Source organism: Streptomyces coeruleofuscus (assembly GCF_039532725.1).
In the GTDB taxonomy this organism is placed as follows: Bacteria; Actinomycetota; Actinomycetes; order Streptomycetales; family Streptomycetaceae; genus Streptomyces; species Streptomyces coeruleofuscus.
Map to the genome: position 1 here is coordinate 255364 of NZ_BAAASE010000001.1, position 17245 is coordinate 272608.

The following is a 17245-nucleotide window of genomic DNA, read 5'->3' on the forward strand; positions in this document are numbered from 1 at the left end:
GACAGTCAACGGTCCGCGATAGCCTCGGAGTGGCCCGGCCCGGAGGCAGGGGTGGCGGAGAAGGGACCGGCGATGACCGCATTCTCGCTCGAACCGGCACAACTCGCCTGGTGTGCCGAGCTGCGCGCCCTCGCCGCCGAGCGGCTCCGCCCGCTGGCCGACAAGGGCGAACCGGGCCGGGTGAATCGTGCCCTGCTCGCCGAACTCGGCAGCCTCGGCCTGCTCGGCCGGCTCTTCACCTCCGGCGCGCTCGACCTGTGCCTGATGCGCGAGTCCCTGGCCTACGCCTGCACGGAAGCCGAAACGGCCCTCGCCCTCCAGGGTCTCGGCGCCCACCCGGTCCACGCCCACGGAACGGAGGCCCAACGCGCCCGCTGGCTCCCCCGGGTGGCCGACGGCAGCGCGGTGGCGGCGTTCGCGCTGAGTGAGCCGGGAGCGGGGTCGGACGCGGCGGCTCTGGGGTTGCGGGCGGAGCGGGACGGCCCCCTGGGGGTGGCGTCCGGAGGTGGCCCCACCCGCTGGCGTCTCACCGGTGAGAAGTGCTGGATCTCCAACGCTCCCGAGGCCGATTTCTACACCGTCTTCGCCCGGACCACCCCGGGGGCAGGGGCGCGCGGCGTCACGGCCTTTCTCGTGCCGGCCGACCGGCCGGGGCTGACCGGTGCCGGGCTCGACATGCTCTCCCCGCATCCCATCGGCGCGCTCGACTTCGACGCCGTGCCGGTGACGGCCGACGACGTGCTCGGGGAGGTGGACCGGGGGTTCCGGGTCGCCATGGGGACGCTCAACCTGTTCCGCCCCAGTGTCGGCGCCTTCGCGGTCGGCATGGCCCGGGCGGCGCTCGACGCGACCCTCGCGCACACCGCCGGCCGGGACGCCTTCGGCGGCAAGCTGAGGGACCTTCAGGCCGTCTCCCACCAGGTCGCCGAGATGGCCCTGCGCACGGAGGCGGCCCGGCTGATGGTCTACGCGGCGGCGACGGCGTACGACGAGGGCGCCCCGGACGTGCCCCGGCGCGCCGCCATGGCGAAACTGCTCGCCACCGAGACCGCGCAGTACGTCGTCGACACGGCCGTCCAGCTGCACGGCGCCCGCGCGCTGCAACGCGGTCACCTGCTCGAACACCTCTACCGGGAGGTGCGCGCCCCACGCATCTACGAAGGGGCCAGCGAGGTCCAACGCGGCATCATCGCCAGGGAGTTGTACGCAGCCCACCAGGAGGCCCGGTGACCACCGAACGCGTCAACCCGCCCGGCCTCGCCCCGCCTGCCGGCTTCTCGCACGCCGTCGTGGCCTCCGGGTCCAGGGTGGTGTTCCTGGCGGGGCAGACCGCCCTCGACGGCGACGGCAAGGTGGCCGGGGCGACCCTGCCGGAACAGTTCGAGAGGGCCCTCACCAACCTGCTGGCCGCCCTCACGGCGGCCGGCGGCACGCCCTCCGACCTGGCCCGCGTCACCGTCTACGCCACGGACGTCGCCGCGTACCGCGCGCACGCCCCCGAACTGGGCCGCCTCTGGCGGAAACTGGCGGGCCGCGACTACCCGGCCATGGCGGTCGTCGAGGTCGTCCGGCTGTGGGACGAGGAGGCGTTGGTGGAACTGGACGGCTTCGCGGTGCTGCCGTAGGGGCGGGGCGGACTCGCCACCGAAGGGGTGAGGGTCACCGGTGTCGGGCCGGAGGCCCGGTACGAGTGGAGGTCGCCATTCCACTCCTATCGGGAGGTTCCCCCATGCGTCTACGTCCCCTTCTCGGCGCGGCGGCCGGTGCCGCGCTGCTCCTGCTCACCGGCACCGCCGCTGCGCCCGCCACCGCGGCACCCACCCCGCACGAGGCCGTGACGGTCGACAAGGTGGGCAAGATCGCCGCCGACGGCACCGTCACCCTCTCCGGCACCTACCGCTGCCAGAGCTCCGGCGGCCCGGTCTTCGTCAGCTCCTCCGTGAGCCAGGGCGACTCCACCACCAGCTACGGCATCGGCGGCACCCGGGCCGTGTGCGACGGCGCGAAGCACCGCTGGGTGAACAAGGGTCGCCCCATGTCCGGCGCCCTCGTGCCCGGCGCGGCCCACGTCGAGGCCACCCTGATGGAGCTGCGCACCTCCGGCGTCCTGGCGCTGCCCCACTTCCACGCGGTGCAGGAGCAGGCCATCACCCTGGCCAAGGGCTGAGCACCACGCTGAGCGGACCGGTGAGCGGCCCGGGTTCGCGGGGCGCTCACCGGTTCGGGGCGGTGACGTGCGCTGCCGTCGGCAAGGCGTCTCACGGCGTCAAGAGCCAAGCAGCATAGAGCAGTTGTTCATCCCGGAGCATCAAGGGTAGGTAAGGACCCATGACGACTCTTGGTGCTGTTTTCCGGCCACAGCTGCCCCCTGAGAAGCTGCGTGACACAGCCCGCACCGCCGAGGCGGCGGGGCTGGAGGAGCTGTGGTTCTGGGAGGACTGCTTCCTGGAGGGCGGGGTCGCCACCGCGTCCGCCGCGCTCGCCTGGACCGAACGGCTGCGGGTCGGCATCGGACTGCTGCCCGTGCCCTTGCGGAACGTCGCCCTCACCGCGATGGAGACCGCCACCCTGGACCGGCTCTTCCCGGGGCGCTTCACGCTGACCGTCGGGCACGGCGTGCAGGACTGGATGGGGCAGGTCGGAGCGCGGGCCGAGTCGCCGGTCACGCTGCTGCGCGAGTACCTCGACGCGCTCCGGGCGCTGCTGCGCGGCGAGCGGGTCACCACTGACGGGCGGTACGTGAAACTGGACGGCGTCGGCCTCGACTGGCCCCCGCACACCGCTCCCGAGGTGCTCGCCGGCGTCACCGGCCCCCGCTCGCTGCGCCTGTCCGGCGAGGCCGCCGACGGCACGCTGCTCAGTGAGGCCATCCCGCCGGACGGCGTGCGAGAGGCCCGCCGGCTCATCGACGAGGGTCGCGCGGCGGCCGGTCGCACCGGCTCCCACCGGGTGGTCGTCTATCTCCTCACCGCCACCGGGCCGGACGCCGCCGCCCGCCTCCGGGCCGAGCGCACCGCCTCCGGCACCGACACGATCCCCGGCCTGGGAGTCGCCGGCGACGCCGCCGCGGTGGCGGAGGCCGTTCAGCGTCTGGTCGCCGCCGGTGCCGACACCGTCGTCCTCGAACCCACCGGCGACGAGCCGGACCCCGAGGGCTTCGTCCGCTTCGTGGCCGAGGACGTCCGAGCCCTCGTCCCGTAACCCCGCGAGGAGCGGCACCCGGTGCGCTACTCCTGCGCGTGCCGGATGGCGTCCAGCACGATGTGCGCCACGTGGTCGTCGGTGAGGGTGTACCGCGTCTCGCGGGCCTGACGCCGGGCGGTGACGATCCGGGAGGTCCGCAGCACCCGCAGATGCTGGGAGACCAGCGGCTGGCTCACCCCCAGAGCCGTCACCAGCTCATGGACGTACTTCCCGCCAACGGACAGCTCCCGCACGATGCCCAGCCGTACGGGCGAGGCCAGCGCGCGCAGCAGCTCGCTGGCCGCCTGCAAAGTCTGGTCCGGGTCGTCCGTCGAGGGAGGGGGCGTCGTTGTCATATGCACACATTAGCATATGACAACGATTTCCAGTTTGCCCGGGACGGTCGCCTCCTGGCGGGGCTCGTCAGTGATCGTCCCAGTGTCCCTCGTGCGCGGCGTGACGGTGGCCGTCGTGCACGTAGTCGGTGTGGTCGTCGTGCCGCACGGCCAGATGGCCGCAGTCGTCACCGTGCTGGTGGTCGTGGTTCTGGTGCACCGCGTGACCGCCGTTCGCGCACTCGTCGACGTGGCCGTCGTGCATCCGGTGGATGTGGCCGTCGTGGGCGTAGTCGGTGTGGTCGCCGTGCGTGAAAGAGGCGTGGCCGCAGTCGTCGCCGTGGGTGTGCGCGTGGTTCTCGTGCGTGATGTGCTGGGCGGTGGTCATGGGGGTGGCTCCTTGCGTGTGCTGGTGCTGCCCGTGGCGCTTCGGCCGGGCTGTGATGGCGACATTAACATATAGCGATTCCTGCATGTATTGTCCGGGTGCAGTGCGCCGCCCGCCAGTTGGGGGCGGCGCAGGGGCGACGCCGGGTCAGCGAACCGCGACGACCACGCAACTCTCGCCGTACTGCCAGACCGGGCCCGCCGTGGCGAAGCCGGCCTGCCGCAGCAGCTCCAGATGGGCGGAAAGGGGGAGCTCCGCGGGGCGGCCGGTGCCGGGAGGTGCCTCGCGGCGGCGGCGCTCGGCGAGCAGGTCCGTCAGCTCGGGGTCGTCGGCGACGGCGGCCCACCAGGAGCCCCAGTCCTCGTGCGCGAACACCCGCTGCCGGTCGGCCCGGCACTGCCCGACGTGGGCGGCGATCCCGGCCGGTCCCGTGTCGTCCTGGGGGAGGTGATCGCCGTTGACCAGGACACCACCGGGCCGCAGCAGGGCGGCGAGCTGCCGGTAGACGCGCAGCAGGGTGTCACGGTCGAGGTAGTGCAGGGCCGTCGTGGAGACGGCCGCGTCCAGGGGCCGGTCCAGGTCCAGTGCCCAGGTCCAGCCGGGTGCGCCGATCTCGGCGTCGACGTAGCGGGCCGCGTCCGGGTGGTGGGTCCGGCCCAGCTCCAGCAGCACGGGATCCCGGTCCACGGCGACGATCTCCGCGTCCGGCAGCCGCCGGACCAGCCGGGCGGCCAGGGAGCCGGGTCCGCAGCCCAGGTCGACGACGAGGGGCCGGGAGCCCTGCCCGGCCGTGACGTGCTCGACGACATCGGCGATCACCGTGAACCGCTCCTCGCGGTCGACCGCGTACCGCTGCTGCTGGAGCTCCCAGCGCTCCACCCACCGCTCCGCCGTCGCCAGACTCAGTCCCATCCGGTCGCGCCACCTTGCCGTCTCGCACCTGACTCTTTCCCGCCCGAGCCTACAGGTGGAAACGGTTCCCATTATGCCTAGTTGGGGGAGTCACTGGAGTGAAGCGAGGACGGACAGCAGCCTGTCGATCTCCTCAACTGTGTTGTACACATGCAGACTCACCCGGACCGAACCGGTCCTCTCGCCCGCGTCGCCCTGGCAGTGGTTGTCCGAGCGGACCATGAAACCGTGGCTGAAGAGGATGAAGCCCAGGTCGCCCGAGTCGATGGCGCGGTGCCGCAGGGTGACGATGCCCTGGCGCCGCTGCACGGTCGAGTCGGCGGCCAGGCTCAGCGGGCAGCCCAGGATCTCGTAGGCGTCCAGATGGCGCAGTCCCTCGGTGAGCCGGGCCGCCAGGGCGACCGTCCAGCGCTCGACGCTTTCCACACCGGCGGCGTCCAGCCAGTCCAGGGCCGCTTCGAGGGAGGCGATGCCGACCGTGTTCGGGGTGCCGCTCCACCCGCCGGGCGTGAACGCCGGGCCGCGTTCCTGCCGGGCCCACACCGCCCCGGTACCGGGCAGGGCCAGCGCCTTGTGCCCGGAGAAGACGACGAAGTCGACGTCCAACTCGGCCACGGACACCGGCAGATGCCCGACGCTCTGCGCCGCGTCCAGACAGATGACCGCGTCCGGTCCGACCGCCCGGCGGATGCGCTGCACGTTCATGTCGCCGCCGTAGACATGGTGCACATGGGTGGTGGCGACGAACCGGGTGCGCGGGCCGGCCCGTTCGGCCAGCGCGCGGTGGTCGTAGTCCCCGGAACCGCTCTGGTACGGCATCGGCACCACCCGGATGTGCGTGCCCTCGCGGGCGAGCAGTCGCTGGGCGTCCCGCCACGGCTCGATGTTGGCCTGGTGGTCGGCGTCCGGTACGACGATCTCGTCGCCGTCGCGCAGGAACCCCGGCAGCCAGTCGCGGGCGATCGTGCGCAGCCCCTCGGTCGTGCCGCTCGTGAAGTGGACGGCGGAGCGTTCGGGCTGGTGATCCCCGAGGAACCGGGCGACGCGTTCGCGGGTGCGCTCGACCAGCTCGGTGGTCCGGTTGGCCCACGTGTAGGTGCCGCGTGCCGCGTTGGCGTTGCTGGTGGTGAGATACGTCTGCACGGCGTCCAGGACGGCCTGCGGCTTCTGGGCCGTCGCCGCGCTGTCCAGGTACGCCAGCTCCGGGTGGCCGGTGACGATGGGGAACTGGGCGCGCAGCGCCTGCTGCCACTGGCGCAGATCCTCGCGGATCGCGGGTGCGGTCACGGCGGTCAGTCCCGTACCAGGGGCGCGCCCGCGTCCCGCCAGGCGATGACGCCGCCGGCCAGACTGCGCACGTCGGGATGGCCCATCCGGGTCAGCAGCGCCGCGTACCGGGCGGACTGCTCGCCCACCGGGCACGCCAGCAGCACCGGCCGGCTCCGGCTGAACGGCAGGCCGCCCTGGAGGAGTTCGGCGAACAGCTCGTCGACGATGTTGACCGAACCGTCGATGTGCAGCGCCGCGTACGCGAAGGGGCTGCGCAGGTCGACCACGAGCGGTCCCTCGGCGTCGATCCACCGCCGGGCCTCGGCCACCGTGACCGACGGCGCCCCGCCGACCTCGGCGTCGGTCAGGTCGGCCGGCGAGTTCTTCCGGGGCGGCCGGCCCAGCAGGTCGGGCCGCCGCTGCCGGACGTAGCTCAGATAGCTCTCCACACGGTCGCAGACGATGAACACCGCGGTCCGGCGCTCGGTCGACTCCTCGTCCACAGCGCGCAGATGACGGACGGCACCGTGGTAGGCGGCGCCTCCCGTGGGCCCGCCCAGGATGCCGCAGCGGCGGTTCAGTGTCAGCATCCCCTCGATCGCCTCGTCGGAGCTCACCGACTCCATCGTGTCGTACGTCTCCGGGTCGAACAGGCCGACCTCCTGCACCTCGTCGATCGTGCGGATCCCGGGGATGAAGTCCGACTTGGCCGCCACCAGCCCGACCACCCGCACCGAGGGATCCTCCTCCCGCAGCGCGCGGGCCACGCCCGTCGAGGAACCGGCCGTGCCCACACAGGCGACGAACCAGTCCGGCACCCGGCCGTCCAGGTCCTTGACGATCTCCGGGCCGGTACCCGTGAGATGCGCCTCGGTGTTGCGCGGGTTGAAGTACTGGTCGGTGTGGAGGTAGGTACTGCCGGAAGCGGACAGCGTGCGGTGGAAAAGGGTCAGCGGGTCGTCCGTCGCGGTCGGGTCCAGACACTCGCTCTGCCCCGGCAGCTCCTCGATCTCCGCGCCGAGCAGCAGCAGAAGGTCCTTGATCTCCGGCACCCGCATTCGGTTGGTGACGCTCTTGAAGCCCAGGCCGTGCATGCCCGCGACGACCGCCAGCGCCTTCGCCGTGTTGCCGCTGGACAACTCCACGACCTGGCTGCCGTGTTCGACCGCCTCGTCCAGCAGCGGGCGCGCCATGCTCCAGGCCGCCCGGTCCTTGACCGAACCGAAGGGGTTGAGCATCTCCAGCTTCGCGAACAGGTCGATGTTGCGCAGGCCGTGCACGGCCGGGTCGATCCGTACCAGCGGGGTGTTGCCTATCGCATCGGTGATGCTGTCGTACCTCACTGAGCTCCCCCCGAGGGCGTGATCGGCCAGAACTGGTCGTCCAGGCACCAGCGCCAGGCGTCGCCGTCCTGCCAGGCGGCGACCTTGCGGGCGGCGGGCTGGCGCTGGGCGCGGGTGGCGTGGAAGTCCATGGCGTAACCGGCGGTGTTGGCGAAGGCCAGCAGGTCGCCGGGGACCGGGCGGCGCGGCAGGAACACCGTGCGCCGCGTGATCAGATCGGTCTCCAGGCACAGGCCGCCGAAGAGGTGCACGGCGACGGGCCCCCCGCCCGGCCCGGCTCCGCTTCTGGGGATGACGACCGGGTCCATCAGCACTCCGTGATCCTCCAGGGCGATGTCGTCCGCCTTCGCGGCCAGCCGTACGAGCAGTGCGCCGCCCGCCTCCTGGGAACGGACCTCCAGCACCCTCGCCAGGGTCAGACCGCACTGGTCCAGCAGCGCCCGGCCGGGCTCGCTGTGCAGGTCGTACAGGTGCTCCAGCAGCAGCGCGGCCAGCGGGCGGCCGCCCAGGGAGGCGGCGGGCTGGGCCAGCAGCTCGTCCAGATAGGCCGCGCCGGCGACGGACCGGTGCGCCGGGTAGAGGCCGAGCACGCCGCGCACGGTGCCGGACTCGTTGCGCAGCCCGTAGCCGTGCCCGCCCCAGGTCAGCGGCGGGCGGCGGCCCAGGACGGCGGCCGTGAGCGCGCTCGTGTACGCCTCCCACTGCTCCCGCTCGGCGAGGTAACTGACGCCGAACCCGCCCCCGATGTCCACGGCCCGGGGCCGCAGTCCCCGGCTCCGGCACGCCTCCAGGGCCGCCAGGGAGCCTTCGAGGGCGGTCGCCTTCTCCGCGACGCTCGTCGTGTCCAGGTGGTAGGCCACCCCCGTCGGCTCGACCGCGTCGCCGTGCCGCTCGACCGCCTCCAGCAGGGGCTCCAACTCCCGTACGGGCGTGCCGAAACGGCTGCGCCGGCTCAGCACCTTCACCCCCGACGTCTCGAACCCCGACAGGCGCAGCAGCACCCGCACCGGGGCGAGCGCGTGCTTGCGTACCAGTGCGGCGAGCTGGTCCAGCTCGGCGACGCCGTCGACGCCGACCGTGACGCCCGTACGGGCCGCGAGCCACAGGAACTCGGGGTTCTTCGGCCCTGTGGCCGTGATCCGGTCGGCGGTGAAACCGGCCCCCAGCGCGTGCTGCAACTCGCCCAGCGACGCGACGTCCACGCCCGCGTCCGTGGCGGCGAGCCGGCGCAGCAGCGCGCTGGACCGGTTCGCCTTGTGGGCGTAGTAGACCTGGCCGGACAGGTGGTGTGCCCGGTACACGGACCGGAACCGCTCCAGGTTCTCGGCGATCTGGTCCGGCACCACGACGTGCAGGGGCGAACCGAGCCCGTCGGTCAGCGAGTGCAGCGTCCCGGCCGCCGCCAGGAGCGACCTGAGCCGTGGTTCCAGTCGGGGTTCGAGATACAAGGGCCGGCCGTCCATGCGCGCTCCCTCCCCTGTAGCGCACGCGCCCGGCATCCGGGCACGTCCGACACTCCCCGCGTTTCGCCGTATAGCCCATATCCATTCTTCGGTCGCTTTACGCCCTGTAAGGCCTGGGCCCGTCCCCGCGCCGGTGTGAAGCGGATCACGGTCCGGCCGGGAGGCGCGCGCCCGGCGCGGGACGGCGGCATCCGTCGTTCGGCCGAGCCTTCGCAGGCCGGGCCGGAGTCTCTGGCCGTTCGGCCGAGGCGGCGGCCCCGCGCCGCGGCGCAGAGTGGGCCGCGGTCCGCCGTCCCCGGCAACGGGTGGCCGAGCCGCACGGGTTCGCGTGCCGGAACGGGAGAAGTGAACATGGCCGTACGGGTGGTCGTCGTCGACGACCAGGACATGGTGCGCTCGGGATTCGCCGCACTGCTGTCCGCGCAGAGCGACATCGACGTCGTGGGGGAGGCACCCGACGGCCGGCGCGGGGTGGAGGTCTGCCGCAGCACCCACCCCGACGTGGTGCTGATGGACATCCGGATGCCGGAGATGGACGGCCTCGAAGCGGCCCGGCGGCTGCTCGATCCGCCGCCGGGCGTGACGCACCGGCCCAAGGTGCTGATGCTGACCACCTTCGACCTCGACGACTACGTCTACGAGACCCTCCAGGCCGGCGCCAGCGGCTTCCTGCTCAAGGACGCCCCGGTCGCCGAACTCGTCCAGGCCGTCCGGGTCATCGCGGCCGGTGACGCCCTGCTCGCCCCCTCCGTCACGCGCCGCCTCATCGAGGACATGACCCGCCGCCGCCCCCGGGCCGGGCGGCAGGCCCGGTTGCGGCTGAACGGCCTCACGCCCCGGGAGACGGAGGTCCTCGGGCTGGTCGCGCGGGGCCTGTCCAACACGGAGATCGCCGGGACGCTGGTGGTGGCCGAGCAGACGGTCAAGACCCACATGACCCGGCTGATCGCCAAGCTGGGTGCCAGGGACCGAGCCCAACTGGTGGTCTTCGCCTACGAGTCGGGGCTTGTCGTGCCCGGATCGGCCGACTGAGTCCACAGGCCCCGCGTGCGGGTCATACCCAGGTGCGACACCGCACTTGGCACCCGGGCGTGACGTGCGGCCCGCCTCCCGCGCCCTACCGTCGCCCCGCCCTGACCACGGACCGGTACGCACGGAGCGCCACATGCACCAGCCCCTCGACATCGACCACGTCGTCCGCCTCTACCGCACCTACGCCGACGACCTCGACCGGGTCCGCGAGGAACAGCGCGTGCTGCTCGCACCGCCCCACGCGATGAAGGCCCAACTCGACGACATCGAGGCGGAGATCACCTATCTGCTGCTGCGCGAGGCCCGGCCGGAGACGGTGGTGGAGATCGGCACGTTCCACGGCTGGTCCACCACCTGGATCCTGCGCGCCCTGCGGGACAACGGCACGGGCCACCTGTACTCGTACGACGTGGTGGACCACGTCCTGCGCGAGGTGCCGGGCCAACTCGCCGAGGGACGCTGGACGTTCATGCAGGGGAACGTGCGGGAGAACCTGGAGAAGGTCCCCGACGCGGCGGACTTCCTGTTCATCGACGCCGCGCACTCGGCGCGCTTCGCCCGCTGGTACGTCCGGCACCTGCTGCCGCGCATGCGGCCCGGCATACCCGTGTGCGTCCACGACGTGTTCCACGGGCGCCGGGCGCTGCCGTTCACCGAGGGGGCGGTGGTGCTGCGCTGGCTCACCGATCGGGGAAACCGGTACTTCACGGCGTCCCGGGCGCACGCGCCCGAGATCCACGACCGGCTGAACGACGTCAAGCGGCGCCTCGCCCTGGGGCATTCCGTCAAGGACAGCACGGACAACCCCATGATCTTCTTCGCCCTGTCGGTCCACGTCCCGACGCCTGTAGCGGGCCGGTGACATTCGGGACGAACCCGTAGCAGGTGTGCAGGACAACGAATGCGGGGGGTGACGGGTCTTAGTGGGTGCAAGGGCTGAAGCCCGCGCATTCACACTGAAGACCATGGGGGAAACATGCAGGTCCGTACCCGAGGCATCCGTACCACCGTGGCCGCGCTGGCGGCCGCCGCCGGTGTCGCCGCAGTCGCCGTCCCGGCCGCCGCCGCACCGGCTGCCGACACGCCCCGGTTCCTGGAGCCGGCCGAACTGCCGCCGCACCCGACCTCGCCCTGGTACGCCGGTCCGGTCACCGCCGGTCAGCCGGACCCGCTGCCGGTGTGCGTGGGCGAGGCCCTGCCGTCCATCGCCTCCCACCGCTCGTACTGGACCGAGTACGACACCAACGCCCAGCAGATCACGGTCGTGGAGCGCGACGTGCAGCGCGCCAAGGACTTCGCGGCGCTGCTGCGCAAGGACATCGCCGGCTGCGCGAAGAAGCTGATGGAGCAGGACCCCGACATCACGGCGACACAGAAGAACTACGGCCGGCTGAACGTCGAGGAGGGCGCCCATGTCTACGGCCTCCACACCGCTTCGGCGTGGGGTTCCTCCGACATCGGCCTGTTCTCGGTCGGCCGCGACGGCAGGACCGTGACGGTGGTCCTGTGGGGCCAGATGGGCAACTTCCAGCACGCCCAGGTGTCCGACTTCAAGGCCACCACCGTCACCGCGGTCAACAAGCTGTACTGACGGGCTCAGCCGCGACCCGGCCCCGTGCCGCCGTCGTGACCGTCGTACACGAGGAGCCCGTCGTCGCGCAGTCGGGCGCCGGGCGTCGGCGCATGGACGCTGATGCGCCCGTCGTGCATGAGGTGGTGAGCCGGTACGCCGCGGGCGAGTACCGCGAAGTCGGCGATCAGCCGGCGGTGGCAGCGCCACCAGACCGCCTCGCTGCACATCACGGCGGTGCGGCCGTGTGAGGCCTCGCGCAGCACCCGGTCCATCGCGGTGACGAACTCGGGGGACCGGGTGTGGGCGGCGTAGCCCCGGAACGAGGTGTTGCGCCACACGGTGTCCGGGCTGTCCACGGGAGGTGTGCGGAACCCGCCGAGGGCGGGTTCCCACCGGTAGGCGATGCCGCGGCCCGGCATCCACTCGGCGAGCCGCCGCCGCGACAGGTCGGGGTCGCGGCGGCTGCCGGGAGCGGTCCGCACGTCCACGACGGCCGTGACGCCGGCGTGGTCCAGCAGATCGGCGATCCGGTCCCGATCGGCGGTGCTGTGCCCGAAGGTCAGCAGAAGCGCGTCCACATCGCCGGACTTTCCCGTTCTCGCGGATCCACACCTGACGAGGAGAACCGCGTGCCCGAGCTCCGCGCGCTGTACGGGGCGCGGATCACCCCTGCCGCACCGGTACCACGACCATCTCCGCGACATTGACGTGCGGCGGCGCCGACACCGCGAAGGCGATGGCCTCGGCGATATCCTCGGCGGCCAGGGGCCCCACGCCGGAGCGCAGGCGGGACAGGGTCTCGCGCATCCCGAGGTCCTGCATGTCCGCCCCGAGTTCGGTGCCGGTCACGCCCGGCTCGATGTTCTTCACGCGGACACCGCGCGGCCCGAGCTCGGCACGCAGGTTGCGGGTGAGATGGGCGACGGCCGCCTTGGTGGCGCAGTAGACGGACCAGTCGGGAAAGAGGGCGTGCCCGCCCACGGAGCCGACGTGGACGAGGTCCGCCGGGCCGCCGCGGGCGCCCACGGCGAGGAGGTCGTCGGCGAAGGCGCGGGAGGTGTGCAGCAGGCCCCGCAGATTGACGTCGATCATGCGGTCCCACTCGTCGGACGGGGCGCGTTCGAAGGGTGCGCCGAGCATGACCCCGGCGTTCGCGACGACCAGGTCGACGGTGCCGAGCGCCCCGGCGACGGCGCGGGCGGCCTCCGGCACGGCCTCGCCATCGGTGAGATCGACGGCGACCGGCAGGACGGCTCCGGGGGCGTCGCGGCGCAGTTCCCCGGCCAGCGCCTCGAGGCGGTCTTCGCGGCGGCCCAGCAGCGCGACGCTCGCACCGCCGTCCGCCAGGCGGCGCGCCGTCGCGGCACCGATCCCGCTGGAGGCGCCGGTGACGACCGCGACCCGGCCGGTGAGGGGGAGGGAGTCGGAGGTGTGGGGGAGTGATTCGGCGGTGTGTGTCATGCCGTCCACCGTGCGTCCGCCGCGCACCGGTGACCAGGCCGCACCGTCCCGAGGAGAGCGGATCGTAGGAGTGGCGCGGCCACCTTGCGGGCTCCCGCCGTCCCGCGGCCGGACCTACGGTGGACGACATGGACAGCGACAACCGGCTCGGCCGGTTCCTGAGTGCCCGGCGTGCCCTGGTGAGCCCCGAGGAGTCGGGGCTGCCGACCGGGAGCCGGCGCCGGGTGGCGGGCCTGCGCCGGGAAGAGGTCGCGATGCTGGCGGGGGTGAGCTCCGACTACTACGTCCGCCTGGAACAGGGCCGGGAACGGCACCCCTCGGCGCAGGTGGTCGACGCGCTGGCCCGGGCACTGCGGCTGGAGGACGACGCGGTCGACCACCTGCACCGGCTGGCCCGCCCCGTCGCCGCCCGCCCACGTGGCCGTAACCGGCCCGAGCCGGTGAGCCCGGTCCTGCTGCGCATGATGGAGGGCTGGCACAGCACTCCGGCGGTGGTCCTGGGCCGCTGCCTGACCGTGCTGGCCCACAACGCCCTGGGGCGCGGGCTGTTCGCCGGTCACACCCACAGCGGGGACCTGCTGCGACTGGTCTTCCTCGACCCGGACGCGCGGGACTTCTACCCGGACTGGGACCGCGTGGCGGTCAACACGGTGGCCGGGCTGCGGGCCGCCGCCGGGACCGGCCACGACGACCCGCAGCTCATCGCGACGGTCGGCGAACTGTCCTTGAAGAGCGAGGAGTTCCGCCGACTCTGGGCCCGCCACGACATCCGCCAGAAGGCCCGTGAGACCAAGCGGTTCCGGCACCCGCAGGTCGGTGAACTGACGCTGGACTACGAGTCGCTCACCGTCAACAGCGCCCCCGGCCAGCAACTCGTCGTCTACCAGGCCGCCCCGGGCAGCCCGTCCGAACAGGCGCTCACCCTGCTGGGCAGCCTCGGAGCTGGCGAGCAGCACCCCACCGAATCGACTACAGAATCGACCAAGGACTTCCGCACATGAACGACAGCACGCCCGTCTGGTTCATCACCGGCTGCTCCACCGGCCTCGGCCGCGCCCTCGCCGCCACCCTCCTCGAACGCGGCCACCGGGCGGCGGTCACCGCACGCGATCCGCGCACCATCGCCGGCCTGGCCGCCGACCACGGCGACCGGGCCCTCGCCCTGGCCCTCGACGTCACGGATCCCGCTCAGGTCGCCGAAGCCGTCGAGCGGGCGGAAGCACAGTTCGGGCGGATCGACGTCCTGGTGAACAACGCCGGCTACGGGTATCTCGCCGCCGTCGAGGAAGGGGAGGACGCGGAGGTCCGGGCCCTGTTCGACACCAACGTCTTCGGGCTCGTCGAGACCACCCGTGCCGTCCTGCCGGGTATGCGCGCCCGCCGGGCCGGTCATATCGTGAACATCTCCTCCCTCGGAGGCCTGGCAGCCTTCGGTGCCACCGGTTACTACCACGCCACCAAGTTCGCGGTGGAGGGGCTGTCCGAGTCGCTCGCCGCCGAAGTCGCCCCGCTCGGCATCGGGGTGACGCTCGTCGAGCCCGCCGCCTTCCGCACCGACTGGTCCGGCCCCTCCATGCGCCAGTCGGCCACCGTGATCGAGGACTACGCGGCGACCGCCGGCGCGCGGCGAGCCGCCACGCTGGCCACCCACGGCCACCAGCCGGGCGATCCGCTGCGGGCGGCCGCGGCCGTCATCGACGCCGTCGAGTCGTCCGAGCCCCCGTTGCGTCTGTTGCTGGGGAAGGCCGCGTACGACATCGCCACCGCGCGGCTCGACACGCTCCGGGCCGGCTTCGACACCTGGCGGGACGTCACCGTCGGCGCCGACTACCCGGCCGCCTGACGGAAGCTCAGGCAGGAAAAAAACCGTCGGGCCGGTAGCGGACTCCGACGTGCCCTGCCTCACACCTTCCAGCCGCTCACCACGACGGCGGATCCGCTGGTCATCGACAACCCCGAGGCCGTTGAAGGCTACTTCCGGTTTCTGGCCTGCAACTCGGCTGTTTTTCCGCGCCGTTGGGCTTTCGAGCGGTCGTTTTCCTGGCTGGGCGCTGCCACCGACTCTTGAGAACTCACGAGTATCCGCGCCTGACTTGGAGAGCTCCATCCACCTCGCCGACCTCCGCGAGCCCCGCCAGGTCTCGATCACGCATCTTTCATGGCCATGACACTCACCCGGGTGTGAAGATCTCCCTCGCATTAATGACCTATCGATGGAGATCTGATGAGGAGCTTCCGCGTCGGCAAGAAGATGGCCGCCTGTGCGGCCTCATTCGCGGCAGTGGCGGCTGTGATGGCGAGCGCTGCTCCGGCGAATGCGGCGGAGTACAAGGTCACCGACAACTGTGACGTTCCGTGGATCACGTGCTCGTACGGTGACTTGTGGCTGTTCTACAACTCCAAGGAGATAGCCGTCCAGGACGGCTACATCAAGTCGGCCTTCACGACGTTCTACGGCAACGTGTACGACCACTGGGGCACGAGCCAGTACCAGGGGTCCTCGCTGACGACCTACCGGTATGTCTTCGGCAACGGCGGCAATGGCAACGGCGCGTACATGAAGAACAATTCGGCGTCCGTGCAGAACTGTGCCCGGGACGACAACTATCGCGTGTACTACAGCTCCGGCTACGGCGGCACATCTCAGTACTTCGCGAAGAACGGGCCCTACGGAGACTGCAACATCACCAACCTGATCTCCGCCCTGAAGAACAACAACGCGTCGTCCCACTTCGCTTAAGAAGGAAACCCCGTGAAGCGCATCAAGCAGACAGCCGCCGCCGTAGCCCTGGCAGCTTCGGCTCTCCTGGTAAGCGCCTGCTCCTCCGGCACGACTCCGGACACCGCACAGAATGCGGCTGACGGCAAACCGATCGTGAACAAGGAAAACTGGCCCGAGAAGACCCCCACCAGCGGCCTGACCAAGGATCTGACCCTTCCGCTGGAGGCCTACATGGCCTCCTACGAGGACCAGGTCACCATCGAGCAGGCCGCCAACGATCTCCAGCAGTCCTGCATGAAGGAGTACGGCATCGACCTGACGCTGCCGAAGGCGGGCGCCAACCCGCCTCCCAGCGACAACGATGCCAACATCGAACGCCGCTACGGCATCACCGACCGGGCCCAGGCCGAGAAGTACGGCTACGAGCTCCCCCCGGCGCTGCGGGAGCACACCAAGCAGCCCATGCGTGATCTGTCCGGTGTCGAGGTCGAGGTCCTGACCGGCCACACCAAGCCCGAACTGCCCAAGGCCCCCGAGGGAGTCAAGGCGGGAGGCGCGTTCGCCGGCCTGGGCCAGACGAAGCCCGCCCGGTCGGAGTACAACGGAAAGAAGCTGAAGACGGGCGGCTGCGTCGGCTGGTCCAAGGAGCAGCTCGGCGTGCAGGCGGCCGACCCGGTCGTCGTGGCGCAGCTCGCCGGGGACAGCCTGGTGCGGTCCATGAAGGACGACAAGGTCGTCAAGGCCATCGCCGCGTGGTCTTCGTGCATGGACGGCAAGGGGCACAAGGGACTTGCCGATCCGTACAAGGCGATGGACCAGGGCGTCACCGACGACGGGAAGCCGTCGCAGGAGTCCATCGCTCTGGCGGTCGACGACATCGACTGCAAGAAGCAGACGGACCTGGTGAAGATCTGGTCTGACGTGGAGTCCGCGATCCAGGACAAGCAGATCGCCGACAACAAGAGCCGGCTGAACGCCATCAAGGAGCAGCGCGGCAAGGAAATCGCGGCCGCGCGCAAGCAGATGGCGGCTTCCGCCCGGTGAAGGCCGGTGCGGCAATGCCCGGATCGAGGACGGTCCGGGCACTGTGCCTGATGGCGGCGTGTGCGCTGGCCGCCGGGTGTACGGTCGGCGGCGCTGATCCGGCCCCCGCCTCCCAGCGGCCGGCGACTCCGAGCGCCGAGCAGAGCAGTCCGCCGGTGCGTCCATCGCCTGTGCCTTCGGTGCACTCCGAAGGCCGCACGCGTGTCCTGGAGTACGGAGACCTGACCGTGCGTGCCACGCCCGAAAAGAGCGGTGTGCGTACCGAGATCGAGGTAGCCAATACCGACGAGCGGAAAGCGACGTACTCGGTCCAGATCAGCATCGCTGACGGTAAGGGCTGGACCGCGTACGACCGGTTCTGGCTTCAGGACGTCCCGCCCGGAAAGACCCGACGGGACGATGCGGTGATCGGCTCGGCGGACATGGGCCCGGTTCCGCAGACTCCGAAGATCTACGTCGACGAGTTCACTCCCGTCGTCGACCGGAAATAGAAGAGAGAACACCTCTACTGTGCGTATAA

The 17245-nt window shown here is 71.5% G+C and carries 20 protein-coding genes; 12 read left to right on the top strand and 8 right to left on the bottom strand.

What is annotated here, in order from left to right:
* Window positions 1-72 precede the first annotated feature (72 nt).
* The 4 genes from ABFX81_RS01105 to ABFX81_RS01120 all read left to right on the top strand — a co-directional run bounded on the left by ABFX81_RS01105 (window position 73) and on the right by ABFX81_RS01120 (window position 3201).
* Window positions 73-1230: an acyl-CoA dehydrogenase family protein gene (locus tag ABFX81_RS01105; protein WP_086843417.1), complete on the top strand. Its 1158-nt coding sequence runs from the start codon at window positions 73-75 to the stop codon at window positions 1228-1230.
* Window positions 1227-1625, top strand: a complete 399-nt coding sequence (locus ABFX81_RS01110; protein ID WP_086843371.1) for a RidA family protein — start codon at window positions 1227-1229, stop codon at window positions 1623-1625. The genes ABFX81_RS01105 and ABFX81_RS01110 overlap by 4 nt, the downstream gene beginning before the upstream one ends.
* Before the next feature lie 104 nt (window positions 1626-1729).
* On the top strand, window positions 1730-2167 hold the full coding sequence (locus ABFX81_RS01115) for a DUF6299 family protein (protein WP_086843373.1): 438 nt from the start codon (window positions 1730-1732) through the stop codon (window positions 2165-2167).
* 161 nt (window positions 2168-2328) lie between these two features.
* On the top strand, window positions 2329-3201 hold the full coding sequence (locus ABFX81_RS01120; protein ID WP_086843375.1) for an LLM class flavin-dependent oxidoreductase: 873 nt from the start codon (window positions 2329-2331) through the stop codon (window positions 3199-3201).
* Window positions 3202-3227: 26 nt separating this feature from the next.
* Here ABFX81_RS01120 and ABFX81_RS01125 read toward each other — a convergent pair whose 3' ends face one another.
* The 6 genes from ABFX81_RS01125 to ABFX81_RS01150 all read right to left on the bottom strand — a co-directional run bounded on the left by ABFX81_RS01125 (window position 3228) and on the right by ABFX81_RS01150 (window position 8893).
* Window positions 3228-3539, bottom strand: a complete 312-nt coding sequence (locus tag ABFX81_RS01125) for a metalloregulator ArsR/SmtB family transcription factor (RefSeq protein WP_086843377.1) — start codon at window positions 3537-3539, stop codon at window positions 3228-3230.
* 67 nt (window positions 3540-3606) lie between these two features.
* A complete protein-coding gene (locus ABFX81_RS01130) occupies window positions 3607-3906 on the bottom strand; it encodes a hypothetical protein (RefSeq protein WP_086843379.1) in 300 nt (99 codons plus the stop codon).
* 147 nt (window positions 3907-4053) lie between these two features.
* Window positions 4054-4818 (bottom strand): methyltransferase domain-containing protein, encoded by a 765-nt coding sequence (locus ABFX81_RS01135; RefSeq protein WP_086843381.1) that lies wholly within the window; start codon window positions 4816-4818, stop codon window positions 4054-4056.
* Window positions 4819-4908: 90 nt separating this feature from the next.
* Window positions 4909-6114 carry an aminotransferase class V-fold PLP-dependent enzyme gene (locus ABFX81_RS01140; RefSeq protein ID WP_086843419.1) on the bottom strand — a complete coding sequence of 402 codons (1206 nt, stop codon included), beginning with the start codon at window positions 6112-6114 and terminating at the stop codon, window positions 4909-4911.
* Window positions 6111-7430: a pyridoxal-phosphate dependent enzyme gene (locus ABFX81_RS01145; RefSeq protein ID WP_086843383.1), complete on the bottom strand. Its 1320-nt coding sequence runs from the start codon at window positions 7428-7430 to the stop codon at window positions 6111-6113. The genes ABFX81_RS01140 and ABFX81_RS01145 overlap by 4 nt, the downstream gene beginning before the upstream one ends.
* Window positions 7427-8893, bottom strand: coding sequence for an alanine racemase (locus tag ABFX81_RS01150; RefSeq protein ID WP_086843385.1), 1467 nt, complete (start codon window positions 8891-8893; stop codon window positions 7427-7429). Before ABFX81_RS01150 ends, ABFX81_RS01145 begins: the two co-directional genes overlap by 4 nt.
* Before the next feature lie 351 nt (window positions 8894-9244).
* On the opposite strand from ABFX81_RS01150, the gene ABFX81_RS01155 reads away from it, so the two are divergent.
* The 3 genes from ABFX81_RS01155 to ABFX81_RS01165 all read left to right on the top strand — a co-directional run bounded on the left by ABFX81_RS01155 (window position 9245) and on the right by ABFX81_RS01165 (window position 11516).
* Window positions 9245-9925, top strand: coding sequence for a response regulator (locus ABFX81_RS01155; RefSeq protein WP_086843421.1), 681 nt, complete (start codon window positions 9245-9247; stop codon window positions 9923-9925).
* A 133-nt stretch (window positions 9926-10058) separates the two neighbouring features.
* Window positions 10059-10787, top strand: a complete 729-nt coding sequence (locus ABFX81_RS01160) for a class I SAM-dependent methyltransferase (RefSeq protein WP_086843387.1) — start codon at window positions 10059-10061, stop codon at window positions 10785-10787.
* Between the two features lie 114 nt (window positions 10788-10901).
* Complete coding sequence (locus tag ABFX81_RS01165; RefSeq protein WP_086843389.1) at window positions 10902-11516, top strand: hypothetical protein; 615 nt, start codon at window positions 10902-10904, stop codon at window positions 11514-11516.
* 5 nt (window positions 11517-11521) lie between these two features.
* Here the strand turns inward: ABFX81_RS01165 and ABFX81_RS01170 are convergent, their stop codons facing one another.
* Entirely contained in the window at window positions 11522-12076 is a 555-nt protein-coding gene (locus tag ABFX81_RS01170) for a DUF488 family protein (protein ID WP_086843391.1), read from the bottom strand.
* Between the two features lie 85 nt (window positions 12077-12161).
* A complete protein-coding gene (locus ABFX81_RS01175) occupies window positions 12162-12959 on the bottom strand; it encodes an SDR family NAD(P)-dependent oxidoreductase (protein WP_086843423.1) in 798 nt (265 codons plus the stop codon).
* Between the two features lie 128 nt (window positions 12960-13087).
* On the opposite strand from ABFX81_RS01175, the gene ABFX81_RS01180 reads away from it, so the two are divergent.
* From ABFX81_RS01180 to ABFX81_RS01200, 5 genes are all read left to right on the top strand, one after another.
* Window positions 13088-13960, top strand: a complete 873-nt coding sequence (locus ABFX81_RS01180) for an MmyB family transcriptional regulator (RefSeq protein ID WP_086843425.1) — start codon at window positions 13088-13090, stop codon at window positions 13958-13960.
* Window positions 13957-14802, top strand: a complete 846-nt coding sequence (locus tag ABFX81_RS01185; RefSeq protein ID WP_086843393.1) for an oxidoreductase — start codon at window positions 13957-13959, stop codon at window positions 14800-14802. The genes ABFX81_RS01180 and ABFX81_RS01185 overlap by 4 nt, the downstream gene beginning before the upstream one ends.
* Window positions 14803-15183: 381 nt before the next feature.
* Window positions 15184-15699, top strand: coding sequence for a hypothetical protein (locus ABFX81_RS01190; protein WP_086843395.1), 516 nt, complete (start codon window positions 15184-15186; stop codon window positions 15697-15699).
* A gap of 12 nt (window positions 15700-15711) precedes the next feature.
* On the top strand, window positions 15712-16725 hold the full coding sequence (locus ABFX81_RS01195) for a hypothetical protein (RefSeq protein WP_086843397.1): 1014 nt from the start codon (window positions 15712-15714) through the stop codon (window positions 16723-16725).
* A 227-nt stretch (window positions 16726-16952) separates the two neighbouring features.
* The gene (locus ABFX81_RS01200; RefSeq protein ID WP_346137492.1) at window positions 16953-17216 is read left to right on the top strand and encodes a hypothetical protein; all 264 of its coding nucleotides are present in this window, start codon (window positions 16953-16955) and stop codon (window positions 17214-17216) included.
* Window positions 17217-17245 lie beyond the last annotated feature (29 nt).

Bases quoted from the DNA above. Each gene is read 5' to 3' on its own strand.
- ABFX81_RS01105 (WP_086843417.1), top strand. From the start codon at position 73: ATGACCGCATTCTCGCTCGAACCGGCACAACTCGCCTGGTGTGCCGAG.
- ABFX81_RS01115 (WP_086843373.1), top strand. From the start codon at position 1,730: ATGCGTCTACGTCCCCTTCTCGGCGCGGCGGCCGGTGCCGCGCTGCTC.
- ABFX81_RS01120 (WP_086843375.1), top strand. From the start codon at position 2,329: ATGACGACTCTTGGTGCTGTTTTCCGGCCACAGCTGCCCCCTGAGAAG.
- ABFX81_RS01125 (WP_086843377.1), bottom strand. From the start codon at position 3,539: ATGACAACGACGCCCCCTCCCTCGACGGACGACCCGGACCAGACTTTG.
- ABFX81_RS01130 (WP_086843379.1), bottom strand. From the start codon at position 3,906: ATGACCACCGCCCAGCACATCACGCACGAGAACCACGCGCACACCCAC.
- ABFX81_RS01135 (WP_086843381.1), bottom strand. From the start codon at position 4,818: ATGGGACTGAGTCTGGCGACGGCGGAGCGGTGGGTGGAGCGCTGGGAG.
- ABFX81_RS01150 (WP_086843385.1), bottom strand. From the start codon at position 8,893: ATGGACGGCCGGCCCTTGTATCTCGAACCCCGACTGGAACCACGGCTC.
- ABFX81_RS01155 (WP_086843421.1), top strand. From the start codon at position 9,245: ATGGCCGTACGGGTGGTCGTCGTCGACGACCAGGACATGGTGCGCTCG.
- ABFX81_RS01160 (WP_086843387.1), top strand. From the start codon at position 10,059: ATGCACCAGCCCCTCGACATCGACCACGTCGTCCGCCTCTACCGCACC.
- ABFX81_RS01165 (WP_086843389.1), top strand. From the start codon at position 10,902: ATGCAGGTCCGTACCCGAGGCATCCGTACCACCGTGGCCGCGCTGGCG.
- ABFX81_RS01175 (WP_086843423.1), bottom strand. From the start codon at position 12,959: ATGACACACACCGCCGAATCACTCCCCCACACCTCCGACTCCCTCCCC.
- ABFX81_RS01180 (WP_086843425.1), top strand. From the start codon at position 13,088: ATGGACAGCGACAACCGGCTCGGCCGGTTCCTGAGTGCCCGGCGTGCC.
- ABFX81_RS01185 (WP_086843393.1), top strand. From the start codon at position 13,957: ATGAACGACAGCACGCCCGTCTGGTTCATCACCGGCTGCTCCACCGGC.
- ABFX81_RS01190 (WP_086843395.1), top strand. From the start codon at position 15,184: ATGAGGAGCTTCCGCGTCGGCAAGAAGATGGCCGCCTGTGCGGCCTCA.